Genomic DNA, 17,741 nt, shown 5'->3' with positions numbered 1-17,741 from the left:
AAAAAGGTGTAGTCTTTGTGGTGTGAATCATCTACTGACTTTCCACCATCTAATTCCCAAAAGCTGCCATTCTAACAAATGGTTTAAAAAGAACTTTACTAAAGAAGAGATGACTAACCGAGGTATTGTTGTGTGCAGAAAATGTCATTCTTTTATCCATCGACAATTTTCTGAAAAAGAGTTGGGAAGAGATTTCAATACCCTGGATAAATTAATGGAAAATGAGACTATCAAAAACTATATTCCCTGGGCGATTAAACAAGGCCGCAAGTCGGTAAGTTAAGAGGGGATATTTTGTTTTTAGCCCTTAACCTCCTTCTGAATAAGGTGGTTTATTTACTGGCCTAACTTCACCGAAAATTAACTATTTTCGGTGAGTTGCTGGATGACCCATTGCTGCAATTGAGGTAAACCCATAGCACCCGACATACGCGTAATTTCCTGACCGTCACGGTAAAGTGCCAAGGTTGGTATAGAACGAATGTTAAAATCGATAGAGGCTTGCTGATTGGCTTCAGTATCAACTTTTAATAACCTGAGTTGATTACCGACACGCTGCGCAAATTCATTAAAAACCGGCGCGAAGGAAACACAGGGACCACACCAGGGAGCCCAAAAGTCAACGAGTACCGGTATACCAGAATGTTTGATATGCCTGATCAAATTGTCGGTGTTAACACTGATTGGCGCACCAGAGAATAATGGTTGTTTGCACTCGGCGCATATCGGTTGGTCGTCGAGTCGCTCAACTGGAAATTGATTAACGGTGTTACATTCACCACAAACTAGTCGAATTTTGGTTGTCATTCAATCATCTCGTCATAAAGTTAACTGGCTATGACCTGAAGTCAGTAGCGGTCGTTATTTAACAAAATTAAAGTGCAATCTTCGATAACCTCAATACCGTTAGCGGCCAACTTGGCCATAGCATCCGGTGATTCAGAGCCAGGGTTAAAAATCACTCTTTTAGGTTTCAATGAAATAATTTTGTCTATTTCGTTGTTTAAACGACTCGGATTGAGGTAAATCGTTACAGTATCAACAGATGCGTTAATTTCTGTCATATCGCGAAAAGTCGTTTCATTCTCAATAACACCGCCTTTGGGCGTGACAGGAATGACCGGGTGCCCGTAATTAACTAATTTGCGTTGCGCCCTGTTTGAGTAGCGCTCCGGGTTGCTGCTAGCGCCAAGTATCACAGTCACTTTTGAATTCGTGTTTTGAGTCATCATCTCGCTTCATTCAATGCTATTTTTACAAGCAGCATAATCTCGCCAGAGGCAAAAATCTAATAGTCTTTCTGAATTGTATCCATTGATTTTAAGGCACAAATTTCACCACAGATTAAATATTTTCAGTTAATATACGTTATTCAACGGCAATCGTTGGCTATTCTTGGTTGTGAAAGAATAGACTACTGATTGACGAGAGCGATGGTTTAAGGTTGTTTGTCGATGATGGTTCTACGTAGAATTAACAGACAATGATCGTCATCACTGAGAGCAATAAACACAACAGAATAAACACAACAGAACAAACATAAATGAGAGGCTGATATATGGCTGGTTCTAGCTTGCTGGCACTAATTGATGATATTGCAACGGTATTAGATGATGTGGCTATCTTGACCAAAGTTGCGGCGAAAAAGACGGCGGGTGTCCTTGGTGATGATTTAGCGCTCAACGCCGAGCAGGTCTCAGGTGTCAGGGCTGAGCGAGAAATTCCGGTTGTTTGGGCAGTGGCCAAAGGATCTTTTAAAAACAAGTTGATTCTGGTTCCGGCTGCGTTGGCGATAAGTGCATTTATTCCCTGGCTAATTACGCCATTATTGATGATAGGCGGTGCCTTCTTATGCTATGAAGGTTTTGAAAAGCTGGCGCATCATTTCTTGCATAGCAAAGAAGAAGATGAAGCTAAGCACGCTGAAACAATCAAAGCACTTTCAGATCCCGATGTGGATCTGGTGGAATTCGAACAAAACAAAATAAAAGGAGCAATTCGAACTGACTTTATCCTGTCTGCAGAGATCATTGCAATTGTGTTAGGTACGGTCAAAGATGCGAGTTTTGGTATGCAGGTGGCGGTTGTCTCCGGTATGGCGTTTGCAATGACGATTGGCGTTTATGGCCTGGTTGCTGGGATTGTTAAGTTGGACGATGCTGGATATTACCTGGTAAAAGACCTCGCAAAATCAGCCTGGGCAGGTTTTAAGCGTGGAGTGGGGCGCATGTTGTTGGCATTTGCGCCATTTCTTATGAAAACTTTATCTGTCGTGGGCACTGCTGCGATGTTTTTAGTGGGCGGTGGTATTTTATTGCACGGCATTCCGTTGGCAGAGTCTGGTATTCATCAGGTAGAAGAACTCGCTCAGCAGGTGCCTGGTGTGGGTGGTGTTTTATCGGTTATCGCGCCGACTTTAATCAACGGAATTTTCGGCATTATTGCTGGCGGAATTGTTTTAGCTGGTGTTTCTTTAACTGCTAAATTAATACCAAAAAGAGAGACGGCGTAATTTTCTTTCGGTTACCTTTTTTATTGCGCTATTTGTTGGCTTTTCACAATAACATTGCTCGTGATTGGTGGGCTCTCAGCAAATGGCGCAACTTGTGACCAATATTGTTTATCTTAAGAGCGTTTTTTAAGACCGCTTACCGCGATGAGTCTAGATTACTTCACACAGCTTATGAGCCCAGTTGATTGCGTTTTCATGGGCGGAAAATAATTCAATTCTGTCCATAGTCGACATTTCGTTAGTCGCGCTCCAATCAACGTGTTCTACGGCGAGTACCCACTTAAGCACCTGGCCTTTTATTCCTTCCTCTTTCAGTAATGCGTCATTCATTTCTTGCGCGAGGTCTAGCTTTTCAATCAACCATTTTTTGTCGGCCAGCATCACAGCGTCAATGCTCGAAAATAGTCCGACGGTAAAAAAACTTTCCGGCATTTCGTACTTTTTACTGATTGCGTACAGCTCGCAAGTGCGACCGCGGGTGAGTAGAATTCGAAAAAGCTCAGTAGATTGTTTTGAGTTTCCGGCTAATACTAAAGCGACAGCCCATTTTTTTATTTGGTCCAGTCCTAAAAATACCACTGCTTCTTTTAAGCTGTTGACCTTTTTTGGGAGACGACAAAGTGGGCTATTAATGATTTTTAATATTTGATAACTGAGTTTAGTATCGCGTGAAATTGAATTGCTCAAGTCCTCAACGGAGATTTCGGGATCTTGCATTTGAGCGACAATCTGCAATGCAGTTTCGGAACTATTACTGATTTTTTTACCGTAAACTAATTGTGGTCTTTCCAGAAAATATCCCTGGTACAATTCAAAGCCTAAATCGCGGCAAAATTCATATTTTTCTTTATCTTCAACTTTTTCTGCTAACAGAATTGGTTTTCGAGGAAGATCTTTAAGGATGTTTTGCTCTAGCTCTTGTACGCTATCTTTTAAAGTCACGTCAGAAATGTATTCGAGATCGATTTTGATATATTTAACTAGTGGTACTAAAGGATCGAAATCTCGCGAGAAATCGTAGTCGTCAAGAGCAAACTCATAACCTTGCTTAATCAATTGTTTGACTTTGTTAACGAGTTTTTCGTCAACTTTGGTGTCCTCTACAATTTCGATAACCACGCGGGAAGGTTGTAGTGGAAAAAAATAATCAGAAAGAAGCAGCTTACGAGTTAGATTGATAAATATTTTAACGTAGGGAGCGTCTTCGTCGTTAAGAATTCCGCCGCAATAATTAACCATTAACTCACTGGTGGCTTTATTGCCATCGTCAAATATGGCCACATCCGGGTGAAGGTTTCGATAGAGTAGTTCGTAGCCGTAAAGTTTGTTATTACCGTCAAAAATTGGTTGCCGCGCAAAAAGCAGATCCGATTCGATTGATTTTTCTGTCATTCCAATCCCACCAATGAACAAATTTTTGTTGAATACTATCTTCCCTAGTCCATCAGCTGGAACCTTTGACTCCTTGTTTGCCTACTGGAACTTGAAACGAGAAATATTCTTTTCCATTTCAGTGTAGTTGAGAATTGGTGGATTGTCAGATGAACATTCATAAGCACCGACTAGACTGGAATCAATATAAAATGACATGAATAAAATTGAGAGGTTTTGGTGGCTGATTAGGCGCTCACTGCAGTGCCTGGTAGGTCGATGGGCAAAATGAGCGACACCATCAGGCGTGAAAATAGCCGATATTAAGCTGTCATTTTATATTGGTTCTGATCTATGTGAAGATTCAACAAATTTAACTGGGTTTGTGCGATTCACATTTATTGTCATGCCCCCTATAATTCGGCACTAACGATAAAATTAATAATAGAGGGTAATATGGCTCACTCATTGGTATTCAAGCGCTTTCTGGCGATTCTATCTATTTGTTTTACAACGCTAATTTTTTCCGGCTGTAGTGAAGGAGAAGATCCAGCTGTTGCCAAGATTAAGACTTTTATCAATCAACAGAAAATCGACAAAAATAAAGCTGGCTGGAAAAGAAGCCTGGCAAAGCCGCCCAAGTTGGCTTTCACACAAGATAAAAAATATTTTTGGGAGATAAGAACCAACAAAGGCAATATGAAAATTGAGCTGATGCCCGACGTTGCGCCTATGCATGTATCAAGCACTATGTATCTGACATTATTAGGCTTTTATGATGACCTGAAGTTTCACCGTGTGATTAAAGGATTTATGGCGCAAGGTGGTGATCCAATGGGTAATGGCTCCGGTGGACCGGGTTATAAATATGCCGGAGAATTTAGCGCTAGCGCAAAACATGATAAGGCCGGGATATTGAGCATGGCCAATGCAGGCCCAAATACAGACGGCAGCCAATTTTTTATTACTTTTAAAGCAACGCCACACCTGAATGGAAGACACACGGTTTTTGGCCATGTGGTTGAGGGGATGGATACCTTAAAAAAATTAGAAAGTTTTGGGTCTCCCAGTGGTCAAACTAAAGAAGAGCTGAAAATTCGCGGCGCCACTATTGTTGTGGAGCAGGCCGGAGGAAAGTAACGAGCCAAAATAGCGTTACAGACTCAATCAGTTCTGAAAGTTGTGAAGGTAGCTGATGATTATCTTTCCCTCTCCTTTGAAGGAGAGGGCCAGGGAGAGGTAGAAATCCTTTGCCCTCTCACCACCACTCCCGGAGCGCCTTATCACGTAGAGGAAGAGGAGCAAACAAACATTAAGTCATCTGATTGCCAGTTAACCTCCCGCCAGACAAAACATTTATCTACTTCTTCATTTTCATCATGGCATCTCGTGCCGCTTTAAACTCAGTTCCTTCATACCAGTTGGGCCACTGGTTACTATTAGCTAACAAATAGCCGACTTCAAAGAACATTTGTAGATCAGCGACCATTCCTTCCCATCCCCAGTCTTCATTGTATTCGTCACAATCCTGATGGTAACAGTTCTTTATAATCTCGCTGATTCTGGCTGATATTTCCGCCTGCTTCTGATTGAGCGGTTTTGTTCCACCACCGGCGCTTAAGCCTGGAACGCCTTTTTTCGCCAGGCTGAAATGATCTGAGCGATAATAGTAACCGCGCTCCGGCGTTGGTTCAGGTGTTAAAGTTCTTTGTTGTCTGCTAGCCGCTTTAGCGAGTATTTTTTCTAGTTCGGATTTACCATAACCAACCACTCGAACGTCTTTTTTCAGTCCGGTTATATTCAGGCTGTCCATATTAATCAAGCCACTGATTTGATTAAGAGGAATTGTCGGGTGGTTTGCAAAGTAACGAGACCCAAGGCGCCCCTGTTCTTCGGCGGTTACTGCGATCAAGGTGACGGAGCGTTTCGGTTTTCGCTTCAATTGACTAAAGGCTTTTGCCAGAGCGACTAAACCTGCGGTTCCTGTGGCATTATCGTGGGCACCATTATAGATTTTGGTTTCGCCATTAGTTGTGACTGTACCTATGTGATCCCAGTGGGCCATATAGATAACTTGTTCGTCAGGTGATTCTGATCCCGGTAGCGTGGCGATGACATTGTTAGAGGTTGAAACCGCAATATCGTTGGTTAACTCGATTGAAGCATTGAGCTTGAGTGGGATCGCTTTGAAATCTCTCTGCTTAGCTTTGTTCTTGAGGGTCTCGAAGTCATGACCCGCTTTAGAAAACAGGGTTTTCGCCTTGTTCAGATTGATCCACATTTCAACGTCAATAGCGGGCTCGTTCACTTCTTTGGCTGGTAGGTGATATTGAGCACCCGACCAGCTACTTTCAATGACATTCCAGCCATAACTGGCAGGTTTAGTTTCATGTATTACGATGGCCGCGGCCGCGCCTTGGCGTGCAGCTTCTTCATACTTATAAATCCAGCGTCCATAGTAAGTCATGGTGTTGCCGTTGAATAAGTTTGGGTCTTGCGTTGCATAGCCGGGGTCATTGACCAATACAACAACGGTCTTTCCCTTTACATCAATTCCTTCATAATCATTCCACTGATATTCCGGTGCGTTGATCCCATAGCCGACGAAAACCAATTCTGAATTATCAAGTTTGATATTTTTTTGAGTTTTACGTGAATTTGCTACGTAATTTTTTAAATAAGAAAACTCAATGTCTCCAATGCGCAACCCTGTTTTAGGGTGACTAACAATTGAAACTAACGGAACCGGTTGCAGGTAACTTTTGCCGTTTCCTGGTTGAAAGCCAAGCTTTTTAAATTCTCGTACTAGTAGCTCAGTGGTTTTTTTACCACCAGGGGTTGCCGGTGCTCTGCCACCAAACTCGTCAGAAGAGAGCGTCTTGATATTTTGCTGTAGTTCGGCCAGATCGAATGACTGATAAGCCTTGGTAAAGTTATCATCTGATGCCGCAACGTGAAAGCTGATTGACAAGCTTATCAAGCATGGCAAAAGCGATTGAGGTAGTTTAAACAAAGTGTATTCTCCCGAATTTTTAGTCGACTTATTTTTGCTGGTGGCACAATTGAGAAGGCGCGATTAAGTGTGATTATTTAACTGCAATAAGTGCTAATCTACTTTATCCGGCCTGGCCCTTTATTATTTTCAGTGTAATGGCTTACTCATTGGTGATGGCAAGATTAACGCTAAATTTTCAGTAATGCCAGTCTGTGAGCCGACTAAATAAACGGAACTTGGGATGTTTGTTCTTACGCTGAGTTCAGGTTAAACAAAAATTAACCTGTTTTTGAGCATCATAAATGGTTAGCTGTTAGTTGTAAGACTTTATTTTTATTGATTTTATCGGGGTACTTTAAATTGAATTTTGAACTGAAATATTGATTTTTATGATGGCTTAGCTAAGGTTAAATTATGACCAGTCAATATTCAAAACTATCGCGTCGAGAATTTTTAGCGCAAATAAGCCAAACTGCGGCGACGAGCGCGTTAATTCGTGCGGCTACCGCGATGGGAATTACTGCATCGGCAATTGGGTGTGGCTCATCGTCAAATGCTAATTCAGGCGGTGGCGGCAATAATCCACCACCTGTGCAGCAAAATCCGTCTCCTCGTCCGGCGGATTGGCCGGCAGGCGTCGGTAGCGGCAGCAGTGTGATTATTTTGGGGGCCGGTATTGCCGGCATGGTGACAGCGTTTGAAATGAGTAAACTTGGCTTTCAAGTAACCATACTCGAAGCTCAAGCCAATGCCGGTGGACGTTGTAAGACACTGCGTTCGGGTGATATTGTGACCGAGCTCGATTCAGAGCAAAACTGCCTGTTTGATGATGAGCCAGGATTATATTTTAACCCCGGCCCGGCGCGAATTCCTCACCATCATGATTTAATTCTTGGATATTGCCGCGAGTTTGGCGTGGCCCTCGAACCCTTTATTAACGAAAACAAAGCGGCATTGTTTCATTCGACCACGGCATTTAACGGTCAACCGCAGATCGCCCGGCAAATTATTGCTGATACGCGCGGCTATATCGGGGATTTACTGGCCAAAGCAACCCGCGATAATGTACTTAACATTAACTTGTCTGTTACCGAACAAAATAATCTGATTGCGTTGCTGCAACAGTTCGGTAGCTTGAACGCTAACCTTGATTACCAAGGAACCGATAGAGCTGGCTATGCTGGACAGGAAAATGCGGGTGGGCGGTTACGCGGTACTCAGGTTGATCCCATTAGCTTAAATGATTTGCTTGCGAGTAATTTCTGGCAGTCTCAACTTGATTTTTTTCAATCACTCGACCAGCAATCATCGTTGCTGCAACCGGTTGGCGGCATGGATAACATTGCGCGTGCGTTTGAACAACGGGTCGCAGATTCGATCATTTACTCTGCAGAAGTAAGCGAGATTCGCAAGACTTCCAATGGCGTTAACATCGTTTATCGCGATGCCACTCAAGCGCAAATGTCATTGCAGGCTGACTATTGTGTCTGTTCTATTCCCGCAACGGTCTTAAGAAATATCACTAACGATTTTTCGGCTCAGCATGCTAGCGCGATTAATAATTTTGTTTACTCGCAGTCTGGCAAGCTTGCTTTTCAATCGAGGCGTTTTTGGGAACAGGATCATAATATTTATGGTGGTATTTCCTGGACCGATCAGAATATAACGCAAATTTGGTATCCCAGTGCAGGTTATGGTCAGCAACAAGGTATTATTGTCGGTGCTTATACATTTGGCGCCGCGGCAGGGACAGAGTTTGCGAATTTATCGCCGTCACAACGAGTCACCTGGGGAACGACGCAGGCCGGGCAGTTACATAATGAGTTTCTCACAGAAACTTCTGCTGGCATTAGTGTTTCCTGGCCGAAAATGCCTTATCAGCTGGGCGCCTGGGGTGTGTCCGATCCAGGAGTTTTAACCACTGCTGACGACAATATTTTGTTTGCAGGAGAGCATTTAAGTCAATTGCAAGGGTGGCAGGAAGGCGCTGTTTTGTCGGCTTATAATGCGATCGACCAGATTGTTAGTTTAGTTCAGGGGTGATAGCAAGAAGATATCCCGAAGACTTTCGGGATATCGAAGTGTGTGAGTTTTATTAAAATTATTTTTTCGCCGGTTTTACAAATTTTAAAGTCATTCGATCACTTTCACCGATGGCAGTATATTTTTCTCGGTCTTTGTCTTTTAATCGATAAGATGGTGGTAGTGTCCATACACCGTTTTCATAGTCTTTGGTATCTTTCGGGTTTGCATTAATTTCCGATTGCGCCAATAATTTAAAACCTGCCTTTTCAGCCATCGCTATAACATCAGATTGTTTAAGGTAGCCTTTTTCACCGCTGGTGTCTGTGGGCTGATTTTTTCCCGCTCTGTGTTGCACTACTCCGAACACACCGCCAGGCTTTAGTGCTTTAAATACTGAGTTATAAACACTTTCAGCATAGCCACGTCTATGCCAGTTATGAGTATTTCGAAAGGACACAACCATATCGACAGCATTTTCTTTAGCAAACGCCAGTTTTTTTGGCGGCTGCATAATTGTTAGCTCGGTTTTATCAAATTGTTTCGGATTGGCGGCAATTTTTTCTTTGAATTTCTTTGCATTGCGTTTGTAGTAATCGACATCCGACGCAGGGTCGAATCCTGCCGCAATGTATTGTCCTTTGTCTTTTAAATAAGGCGCTAGAATTTCAGCATACCAACCGCCGCCGGGCCAAATTTCAACAACTGTCATATCTTCTTTAATACCGAAGAAATTTAGCGTTTCATAGGGATTTCTAAACTCATCTCGAGCGGCATATTTTTCAGTTCGGTGCTCGCTGGCGATCGCTTCGGCCAACTTATCAGACGCTTGGGCGTTGATACTCATTAAACCGCAGGTAAGCGCGAGGGCTAAGCCTGACTTCAATGTTAAATTCATTTTATGACAAATATTTTTCATTTTTTATGTCCTGTTGTAAGTAGTGAAGTGAATTAAACCCAATCTTTAATCTAGCTGCAAGTGGATTGGTCAAATCAATTATTTGAAAGATCTTATTACAATGTTCATTGCAAATAGTTCGTTTTGTCCAAGTGGATTCCATGGTAAAGTGCTAATCATAACGCGAATAATTTATATTACCATTAAAAACAATCGAGTTTTGTTGCTGGCGTTGAACGTATGTCGCAAAAAAATGTCAACATAACTCAATATCAGGGAATTAGTTCACGCTGATATCGTTACAGGTTGAGTTTTAGAGGTATCGATCTGGATTAACGAGCTTTTAAAACTTCGAGTTTTGGAATAGTCTTATTTAAATGCCTATTTTGAAACGAAGGTTAGGAAGCCAATCGCGTTAAGTGCAGTTTGAATGTGGCTATCAAGATTTGAAAGGTTGTAGGTTTGAAAGACTTATGATTTGACAGATGATTGGGCCACATAAAGGCACTGTTGTTAAGAATTAGGGGCTAGGAGAGTAAATCAAAATAATGAATGAACTTGATAAAACAGACCGTAAAATACTCGAAATTTTACAAAAAAATGCCAGGATCACAAATAAGGAGCTATCGTCTCAACTGGGATTGTCACCACCGCCGACTTTAGAACGAGTTAAAAAACTGGAGAGTTCTGGTTACATCACCGGCTATATTGCCGTTCTCGATCCGAAAAAAGTCGACCTTGGTGCGGTAATGATGGTTTCGGTTACTTTGCATCAACATTCTGAAGAAGCCATCGAAGCATTTCATCGTGCGATTGAAAATTTGACGGAAGTTATGGAGTGTTATCATTTAACCGGAGACGACGACTTTATCCTTAAAGTGGTGTGTAAAGATATTCAGCAATATGAGCGTTTTGTTCGTGAAAAACTGGCCAGATTGAACACACTCGGTAAAATTAAATCATCAGTGGTTCTTTCGACAGTAAAAATGGTGCGTGAGTATCCAATTTCAGAACGATGATTGCTTGATACCATTTTATCATCGTGGAGTTTTGCCATCGTGAAATAAAGCTGGATTAAGCTTCCAGCTAATGGAAGCTTTCATAACTTCGGCAGGCTAGGGGCTAATGCTTGTAACTTGCTGTTGTAATATCTTCGTATGATTTCTATTTTGTTTCAGCTATTGAGAATTGATCAGTGCCTTATGAAATGTTTGGCTGATTAATAGGCAATTTTCCGAGCGGGTTAAAAAACTGTAACGTCCTTCATTAACTGCGGGATAGTGGGCTAATAGCTCAGTGGTGAATTGGTTTTCAATAAGCTCAATACATTGTTGAACCCACGCTGTTTGTGTTTTACTTCCAATGACACTGATGAGTGCACAATCTGATTGTAGCTTAAAAGTTAAGTCCGACTTATTGTCCTTTACCTTGAATATTTCTGGATCGGCAATTTTCGATAAAATCTTTTTCCTTAGTTTTTGATCGCTCGGTTGAGGCTTATCGGAATTAGTATAAAGCATCAGCAATTCTTGCGAATCATTTTGTTCACCGGTTAGTAATTGATCAAATCCAAGTTCGCATAAATAGGCTTTAATCTGTGCATTCACTTCGGAATACTGTTTGTCCAAGAGACTAATTTTTGTGACCTGTTGTTCGTAAACAACGGCTGCGACGGGGTTTTGTTGCGTGTAATTAATATCTTGGCTACTAATGGTTGTTCCTGGGTGTTGTGGCGTGCCGGTACATTTCACACAGATGGGGATATTATTTTCCATTGCCGGTTGAACCGCGCGTGGGTGGAGCACTTTGGCGCCAAATCTTGCCATCTGGTTGGCCTGCCGATAACTCAGTTCAGGGAGTTGCTGGGTACCGGCAATTTCTCGTGGGTTGCTACTAAAAACGCCAGTGACATCTGTCCAGATTTCAACTCGGCGAGCAGCCAGGATAGCACCAAGATAAGCGGCTGTTGTATCCGAACCTTCACGCCCTAACAAAACGGTTTGAGATTTTTCGTCCGCAGCAATAAAGCCCTGGGTAACAATTACCGCAGATTTCTGCTGTAACATGTTGCTGACTGAAGAACGATATGCGTAGCTGCATCTTGCACTCGTAAAATGATGCCATTCGTCTGTGTGATTGTTAGAGGTCAGTATCTGGCGAACATCTTGCCAGTGTGTATTTATACCATATTGGTTGAGGTATTCCGCGCCGATGATCGTTGATAATAATTCACCGCTAGCCAAAATCCTTGCATGAAGATTCGGTGGGATTTTTTGGTTTTGATAAATCGCATCGCAGTCATTTTGTAAATCAGAGAATATTGGGGTTATTTGTTCAAGGATTTCTATCTCTAATTTGGCGGCAAATCCCAGGTGGAGTTCTTTCAAGTGAGAAATTGCCAGGTTATGAACACCTGCCAGGGCCTGATGCAATAAAGCTTCTAAAAGGTTGGAAACATTTTTCAGCGCCGAAAGAACTAGCAATGGCTGAAGGCCATCGTCTTGATGGCGCTTTGCTTGCTCGGCGATGGTTTGCCAGTGGCTTACTTCTCCAACGCTACTCCCGCCGAATTTTAATATTATCCAATTAGAACTCATGATAAGCTTGTTTCAATTATGTCTGCAAATTGATGTGTTTTATTAATTTGCCGATAGATGTCGTTAGACGTTAACCAAGGGTTGTTGAACTTTATATTCGGCGTCACTTTATCATTTTTCCCTGTGCTTTTTCCAGCGATAATATTGTTTGGGGGAAACAGCGGCAAGACGAAAATTATAGCTGGGTTGCGATCTTAAGATGTTAAAAACAAAATTAATACTCGATTATTTAATGGCTAACGATGGTGTTACCAAAGAATATTCACTTTTACGATTTCTGGAGAAAAACCACCCTGAGTTTTTTGAGAGTTTAGGTGTGGAACCTTCTCTGTACAAAAAACATTTTTGGCTTTTTCATCATTTGTATCATCTAGACGTTGAACTTTTGAAGAAGAATGTCCGCCTTATTATTTCTCCGCTGGAAATCAGGTTATGTGAAATCGGCGAAGCTGGCGCTGCATTAGGTGAAAAAGATGCGCTAAAAGCATTTTATCTCGATAAAAAAAATCTCAACTTATCCACAGAAGAAGTGATCAATATGCAAAAAAAGTTTTGGGAAAAGTTTCTTGCTATTGATGAGAAGGCTGCCGCAATTAAAACCTTGGGATTGGAAGATTGTGGTGATTTAAATCGTGATACGTTAAAAAGGCGCTTCAATCAGTTGGCACAAAAACATCATCCTGATCGGGGCGGTGATAGTCAGTACTTTATTTCGCTTCGTCACGCTTATGAGACCTTGAAGCTTTTAGTTAAATAATCGATATATGCAAGCCATAAAAAAGGAGCCAGAAGGCTCCTTTTTGATTAAGTTAAATTTGTTAAAGATTAGAAGCGGAATGTCGCTCTAGCATAAACAAATCTTCCTCTCGGATCGTGAACGCCCTGAACGTATCCGAACAAGTCGTTGTTTCCGTCACCGATTGCAAATGGTACTTCTTCATCTAGCAAATTGGTTGAACCGAAACTATAGGTCGTTGAATCGCCTACATCGATAGCAAACTGGAGATCCAACGTCATCATTGAGTCAACTGTTCTTGTATCATTTTGTTCGAAATCAACGGTACCGTCTAAGTCGGAGTCGGGTTGATCCTGGAACTCTCCAATGTAGTTGACGATAGCCGTGGCCGACATATTATCAACACTCCATTCAACTCTTCCGTTCCAGCGAATTTCCGGAAATTCATATTCGCCGGTCCAGTCCCTGGTGATAATCGTTGGATTGGCAGGATCATTTGGATTAAATTCTGGACGTTCTCTTTCGAAGTTATTGAGGAAGGTCCAGTCAAGGCCAAACGTTAAATCACCAATACCTGTTTCCATTTTGTAGTTGGCTGAAACATCTAACCCAGAAGCTTCTTGTGACGCAATATTGATGTAAGAGTTGCTAACTTCTAACAGTTCGTTGGTAATTGGATTACGTGTACAACGGGTTGGATCTATTACACCGTTAGGATCACAGAATCGTAATACTGCAGAACCGACATCGTCTTCGTCGATTTTTTCGTCTTGGGTGATATTCCAATAATCAACTGACAGGTTAAGGTTTTCGGAAAGATCCCAAATTAAACCAACATTAAATGACTCAGACTCTTCAGGTTTCAGATCTGGATTTCCCGAGAAGTTAATTGTCAAATCTGTTGCCGCTCCGCCAGAGGCAACACAAGCTGGAACGTCGGCGCAGAAAGGATCTGAGAAGAATCGCGATTCTTCAGACGGCCCCAAACCAATTTGTGCTAAGGATGGCGCTCGGAATCCGGTTCCCCATGATGCTCTTAGCGCAATATCATCGGTGGGTCGCCAGTGAACTGCTATTTTTGGATTGGTAGAAGTTCCGGCCAACTCATAGTCATCATAACGTCCCGCTAACTGCAGTTCTAAAGTATCAGAAAGAGGCAGTGAGAATTCGGTAAATACCGACCAATGATCTCTTGAAGCTTGGGCAGAAACAGATTCTGTTCCGAATATTAAACCACGCTGAAATTGATCATCAGGAATATCTTTTACACTTTCCTTACGATATTCAAAACCAGCTGCCATTGCCACATAGCCAGATGCCATTTCAAAAAGTTCGCCTGAAAATTTTCCTTCAACTGCTGTTAAGCGAGATTCTCCACGGCGCGTTAAGCTAGTGGTAATGTCGTCAATTACCGATTGAGGATTGATAGTTCCACCAAACGGATTGTAGCGACCAGCATCAATTTCTCTTTGTAGGAAATCGGTTCTTACCCATCCCTGTGATCGGTTACCCGTTTGTAACGAAAGGCTGCGAGCTTTAGTGAGAGATACCTGCCAATCAAAATCGTTAATGACACCTTCAAGACCAGTTACAAATCGCAAACTTTCACTTTGAATGTCAAAAACTCGTGGTCCGGCATCAACAGTACGATGTCGATCAATATCGATATCAACGCCGAAAGGATTATTCGGATGAGTCGCTGGTGCAGTTAGCCCTGCGTCACCGTCGAGTGGTGTAGCAGCACCACCGGCTTGTGAGGTGTTTCGCTGTGCCGAAACTTCAAAAAATAATTGCAGATCAGTCGATACTTCGCTGTTATACAAAAACATCGCGCCTGTTCTGTCCATTTCCGGGATCAGGAATCCAAAAGGACCATAATCATAAACACAAGTTTGTCCAAATGCTCTATCTGCTGGGCAGTCTGGATCGATGGTCACTTGTCCGTTAACAATATATCTGCCAGGAAAGCCGCGAGAAGAACGAAGGTCGAAGCCACCGAGAGGTTCCTGGTTGGCGGTACCTAATCTTCCTCGATCTGAGTTACGTAATTCACCGGTGCTAAAATGGTCGAAAATAAAAGTACCGTTAGTTTTTCCATCTCCAAAACCAAACAGTCCGCTTATTTGAGTTTCATCTGCACTAGACTTAGTTGTCGAACCGTAACCGACTGTTACTTCAGAGCCAACATAGTCTTTACGTAACTCAATATTAACCACACCCGAGACTGCGTCTGAACCATAAATGGCGGACGCACCGTCTTTTAATATTTCCACTCTTTCAATAGCAGCTAACGGAATGCTATTTATATCGACAAAGTTGTTAACAACGCTTTCCGCAAATGCGCTAATGTTTGCTCTGCGGCCATTAATTAAAACCAGAGTTGCGTCGGCACCAAAACCACGCAAACTAATTGCGGCGCCACCGTTACCGGTAGAGTCTTGACTGTTACCGCGAGTTGAAAAAGATCCAGCACCTGCCGCGGGCATTCTTTCGACAAGTTGCTGAAGTGTTGCTTGACCCGATTTTGCGATATCTTCGAGATCGAAAACCTGTACTGGTGAGGGGCCTTCAATCGTACTTCGTTTAATATGAGACCCAACAATAGTAATTTTTTTTCCTTCGTCTTCATCTTCATCGGTTTCTTCAGCAGCATAACTAGCAGAAGGAACTAGCATTACGCTCGCTAATGCAATTGGGATGCTCCGAAGTTTAAATAGTTTATTTTTATACATTAATAATAACTCCCTTTTGATTTGATAGTTATGTAAAGAGTTGCTATTCAAGTACTGCATTATTGTTAGAATGGCAAACTGACTATACAGAACGCTTTTTTTTCGGTCAAGCGAGCAAAACGCTTACTATTTGTCTGTCATTTGTTTCCCGAATATTCTGTTCGATTCGGTATTTAAAAGGGAGCAATAACGTCAATGAGAGAAACAAATTACTATAAAAATGCAGATAGTTTTTTAAATAAATCGAGAAAATATCTCGGTCTGTTATATTTGAGCTTGGTAACGATTTATTACAATTTAATTTAATCGTTTTTAAGTTGGTTTAACCGTAAAGTTATGTGTTTGTGTTAGGCAGTTTTTTAGTTGTAAGCCAGAAGGATGGCGAGGGTTTGTCAGGATATTTCACAAGCGAAACTTTTATACCTCTAATTGTATGAAAAAACACTTCGTACATTTTTTTAATCATAAAACGCAATACAATCTAAAAAGCCATAGCCGCCGTGTACGCCTGCCTCAAGTTGTCCTTCGTGTTTACTCCTCATCAAATAACCGCCATAGTCATGTTGATCTCCAAGCGTGAAGATGCCGAGTTCAGAGATAAGGTTAGTATGGACAGAAACCTGATTGTCAAAATAGATTGATACTTGTTCGTTTCGAACGTAAGTGTCGATTTTTTTCATCAGCATCAAACTTTCTTGTGATGATCGTTTTTCAATTGAATATGAGTATTGGTCATCGACATTGCCGCCCCCTTCATTTTGACTTTTCAAGAGCCAATTTCCAGAGTTAAGTTTACTGCGTATGACTTCAGTATCATTGGTTGCGGTATAGGGGACTTTCAATGCATTGTAGACGAGTAGGGCTTGTCGATCACTTAGAAAAAAGTAGTCGGACAATTCACTTTTTGTGAGTTTTGAAAGTTTCATCTGAACCCATTTTGACGTCGCAATTTGCATTTCGACTTTTGGGCAAACATTCGTTTCGTGGTGTTCAATCCAGTTTCGAAATTTCAGGATTCTTTTTTGTTCGTTTATGTTGTTTTTTTTATTGTTGCTAAGCGAATAGTCTGCCAGGTTGTAGCCCGTTCGAAAGTAAAATAAATCGACTTTTTTTGTGTCGGCTAAATAGAGTTTCTTTGATTTTGATTTAAGCTCGGTGGCCAACTGATTGAGTGTTTTTCTCATAACTATTGCGCCGAGTTCTTGCAGAGCGTTAGCCAATAATTCTTGGTCGTAAATATTGTCTTCGTTTTCTTGAATAACAAAAACGACTAGAGGATTTTGGTTTCTATTAGAGTTGGAAGCTGCTTTGTAAATCTCTGCAGCTTGTAGTTTTAAGGCGGAGTTTGGTGCAAACTGAGTCGCGTTGTTTTGTGTTAATGATTGCTGAATATTAACTAGCTTATCATTGAACGGACCCATTCCTGCGGCAATTGAATTTGCCTCGACAAGTCGCCACTGTAACTGAGCGTCAAGTAAGAAATCTTGCCGTATCAGGTTGAGGTTTTTGGCTATTGTTGGTTGTTGTGAAAAAGCAATTTCTTTCAATTTAAAAAGCAAGCTTGAATCTGCTGAATAATCTTCAAGCGCTTTTTTAAGATAGCCGTGGTTCATGCTTACTCTTGTAAAAAGCAAACTCAAAGACTGAGCCGTTAGTTGAGCTTGCCTAAACAATGTCTTACTGATTTTCCAGGGCTTTAAAGTGACTGGGCATGGTTTAAATTGATCTTCTCCTGATTTTAAACCCAGTTTATTTTGATAAAGAGCATTTAAAATATCACTTTTTTTCAACTCAATTTTAACATTTTTTCTCTGCAGCGAGGTTTCGCCTGACGGCTCTTTTAGCAGGTTTGATGGGCTAGTCATGGTCATGGAGCAC

Annotated in this window: 14 protein-coding genes; 6 read left to right on the top strand and 8 right to left on the bottom strand. The window is 41.7% G+C overall.

What is annotated here, in order from left to right:
* Positions 1-22 precede the first annotated feature (22 nt).
* Positions 23-283: a hypothetical protein gene (locus FLL46_RS13595; protein WP_246119318.1), complete on the top strand. Its 261-nt coding sequence runs from the start codon at positions 23-25 to the stop codon at positions 281-283.
* A gap of 77 nt (positions 284-360) precedes the next feature.
* On the opposite strand, the gene trxC is transcribed toward FLL46_RS13595, so the two are convergent.
* Positions 361-807 (bottom strand): thioredoxin TrxC, encoded by a 447-nt coding sequence (gene trxC, locus FLL46_RS13590; RefSeq protein WP_142894258.1) that lies wholly within the window; start codon positions 805-807, stop codon positions 361-363.
* A gap of 41 nt (positions 808-848) precedes the next feature.
* Positions 849-1,232, bottom strand: coding sequence for a CoA-binding protein (locus FLL46_RS13585; protein WP_210418703.1), 384 nt, complete (start codon positions 1,230-1,232; stop codon positions 849-851).
* 326 nt (positions 1,233-1,558) lie between these two features.
* On the opposite strand from FLL46_RS13585, the gene FLL46_RS13580 reads away from it, so the two are divergent.
* Positions 1,559-2,512, top strand: coding sequence for a DUF808 domain-containing protein (locus tag FLL46_RS13580; protein WP_142894257.1), 954 nt, complete (start codon positions 1,559-1,561; stop codon positions 2,510-2,512).
* A 150-nt stretch (positions 2,513-2,662) separates the two neighbouring features.
* On the opposite strand, the gene FLL46_RS13575 is transcribed toward FLL46_RS13580, so the two are convergent.
* Positions 2,663-3,904, bottom strand: a complete 1,242-nt coding sequence (locus FLL46_RS13575) for an EAL and HDOD domain-containing protein (RefSeq protein WP_142894255.1) — start codon at positions 3,902-3,904, stop codon at positions 2,663-2,665.
* A gap of 435 nt (positions 3,905-4,339) precedes the next feature.
* Between FLL46_RS13575 and FLL46_RS13570 the strand changes: the two genes are divergently transcribed.
* Positions 4,340-5,023: a peptidylprolyl isomerase gene (locus FLL46_RS13570; RefSeq protein WP_142894253.1), complete on the top strand. Its 684-nt coding sequence runs from the start codon at positions 4,340-4,342 to the stop codon at positions 5,021-5,023.
* A gap of 220 nt (positions 5,024-5,243) precedes the next feature.
* Here the strand turns inward: FLL46_RS13570 and FLL46_RS13565 are convergent, their stop codons facing one another.
* Positions 5,244-6,896 (bottom strand): M28 family metallopeptidase, encoded by a 1,653-nt coding sequence (locus FLL46_RS13565; protein WP_142894251.1) that lies wholly within the window; start codon positions 6,894-6,896, stop codon positions 5,244-5,246.
* 396 nt (positions 6,897-7,292) lie between these two features.
* Between FLL46_RS13565 and FLL46_RS13560 the strand changes: the two genes are divergently transcribed.
* Positions 7,293-8,921, top strand: a complete 1,629-nt coding sequence (locus tag FLL46_RS13560; RefSeq protein ID WP_142894249.1) for a flavin monoamine oxidase family protein — start codon at positions 7,293-7,295, stop codon at positions 8,919-8,921.
* Positions 8,922-8,979: 58 nt separating this feature from the next.
* Here the strand turns inward: FLL46_RS13560 and FLL46_RS13555 are convergent, their stop codons facing one another.
* Positions 8,980-9,819: a class I SAM-dependent methyltransferase gene (locus FLL46_RS13555; protein WP_246119317.1), complete on the bottom strand. Its 840-nt coding sequence runs from the start codon at positions 9,817-9,819 to the stop codon at positions 8,980-8,982.
* 527 nt (positions 9,820-10,346) lie between these two features.
* On the opposite strand from FLL46_RS13555, the gene FLL46_RS13550 reads away from it, so the two are divergent.
* Positions 10,347-10,817 carry an Lrp/AsnC family transcriptional regulator gene (locus FLL46_RS13550; protein WP_142894247.1) on the top strand — a complete coding sequence of 157 codons (471 nt, stop codon included), beginning with the start codon at positions 10,347-10,349 and terminating at the stop codon, positions 10,815-10,817.
* A 159-nt stretch (positions 10,818-10,976) separates the two neighbouring features.
* On the opposite strand, the gene FLL46_RS13545 is transcribed toward FLL46_RS13550, so the two are convergent.
* Complete coding sequence (locus FLL46_RS13545; protein ID WP_142894246.1) at positions 10,977-12,395, bottom strand: aspartate kinase; 1,419 nt, start codon at positions 12,393-12,395, stop codon at positions 10,977-10,979.
* 199 nt (positions 12,396-12,594) lie between these two features.
* Here FLL46_RS13545 and FLL46_RS13540 point away from each other — a divergent pair, with 199 nt between their 5' ends.
* Complete coding sequence (locus FLL46_RS13540; RefSeq protein WP_142894244.1) at positions 12,595-13,152, top strand: DNA-J related domain-containing protein; 558 nt, start codon at positions 12,595-12,597, stop codon at positions 13,150-13,152.
* 68 nt (positions 13,153-13,220) lie between these two features.
* Here the strand turns inward: FLL46_RS13540 and FLL46_RS13535 are convergent, their stop codons facing one another.
* Together FLL46_RS13535 and FLL46_RS13530 are read right to left on the bottom strand one after the other, a co-directional pair.
* A complete protein-coding gene (locus FLL46_RS13535; protein ID WP_142894242.1) occupies positions 13,221-15,863 on the bottom strand; it encodes a TonB-dependent receptor in 2,643 nt (880 codons plus the stop codon).
* 458 nt (positions 15,864-16,321) lie between these two features.
* A complete protein-coding gene (locus tag FLL46_RS13530; protein ID WP_168204157.1) occupies positions 16,322-17,728 on the bottom strand; it encodes a hypothetical protein in 1,407 nt (468 codons plus the stop codon).
* Between the last annotated feature and the right edge of the window lie 13 nt (positions 17,729-17,741).

It is taken from the genome of Aliikangiella coralliicola, from assembly GCF_007004725.1.
GTDB classification, from domain to species: domain Bacteria; phylum Pseudomonadota; class Gammaproteobacteria; order Enterobacterales; family Kangiellaceae; genus Aliikangiella; species Aliikangiella coralliicola.
The sequence above is the reverse complement of the archived record's forward strand: the minus strand, read 5'-3'. Positions and strand labels throughout refer to the sequence as shown.

Excerpts from the sequence above, each read along its gene's own strand:
- FLL46_RS13580 (WP_142894257.1), top strand. The coding sequence starts at position 1,559 with ATGGCTGGTTCTAGCTTGCTGGCACTAATTGATGATATTGCAACGGTA.
- FLL46_RS13540 (WP_142894244.1), top strand. The coding sequence starts at position 12,595 with ATGTTAAAAACAAAATTAATACTCGATTATTTAATGGCTAACGATGGT.
- trxC (WP_142894258.1), bottom strand. The coding sequence starts at position 807 with ATGACAACCAAAATTCGACTAGTTTGTGGTGAATGTAACACCGTTAAT.
- FLL46_RS13585 (WP_210418703.1), bottom strand. The coding sequence starts at position 1,232 with ATGATGACTCAAAACACGAATTCAAAAGTGACTGTGATACTTGGCGCT.
- FLL46_RS13560 (WP_142894249.1), top strand. The coding sequence starts at position 7,293 with ATGACCAGTCAATATTCAAAACTATCGCGTCGAGAATTTTTAGCGCAA.
- FLL46_RS13535 (WP_142894242.1), bottom strand. The coding sequence starts at position 15,863 with ATGTATAAAAATAAACTATTTAAACTTCGGAGCATCCCAATTGCATTA.
- FLL46_RS13545 (WP_142894246.1), bottom strand. The coding sequence starts at position 12,395 with ATGAGTTCTAATTGGATAATATTAAAATTCGGCGGGAGTAGCGTTGGA.
- FLL46_RS13570 (WP_142894253.1), top strand. The coding sequence starts at position 4,340 with ATGGCTCACTCATTGGTATTCAAGCGCTTTCTGGCGATTCTATCTATT.
- FLL46_RS13575 (WP_142894255.1), bottom strand. The coding sequence starts at position 3,904 with ATGACAGAAAAATCAATCGAATCGGATCTGCTTTTTGCGCGGCAACCA.
- FLL46_RS13555 (WP_246119317.1), bottom strand. The coding sequence starts at position 9,819 with ATGAAAAATATTTGTCATAAAATGAATTTAACATTGAAGTCAGGCTTA.
- FLL46_RS13530 (WP_168204157.1), bottom strand. The coding sequence starts at position 17,728 with ATGACTAGCCCATCAAACCTGCTAAAAGAGCCGTCAGGCGAAACCTCG.
- FLL46_RS13550 (WP_142894247.1), top strand. The coding sequence starts at position 10,347 with ATGAATGAACTTGATAAAACAGACCGTAAAATACTCGAAATTTTACAA.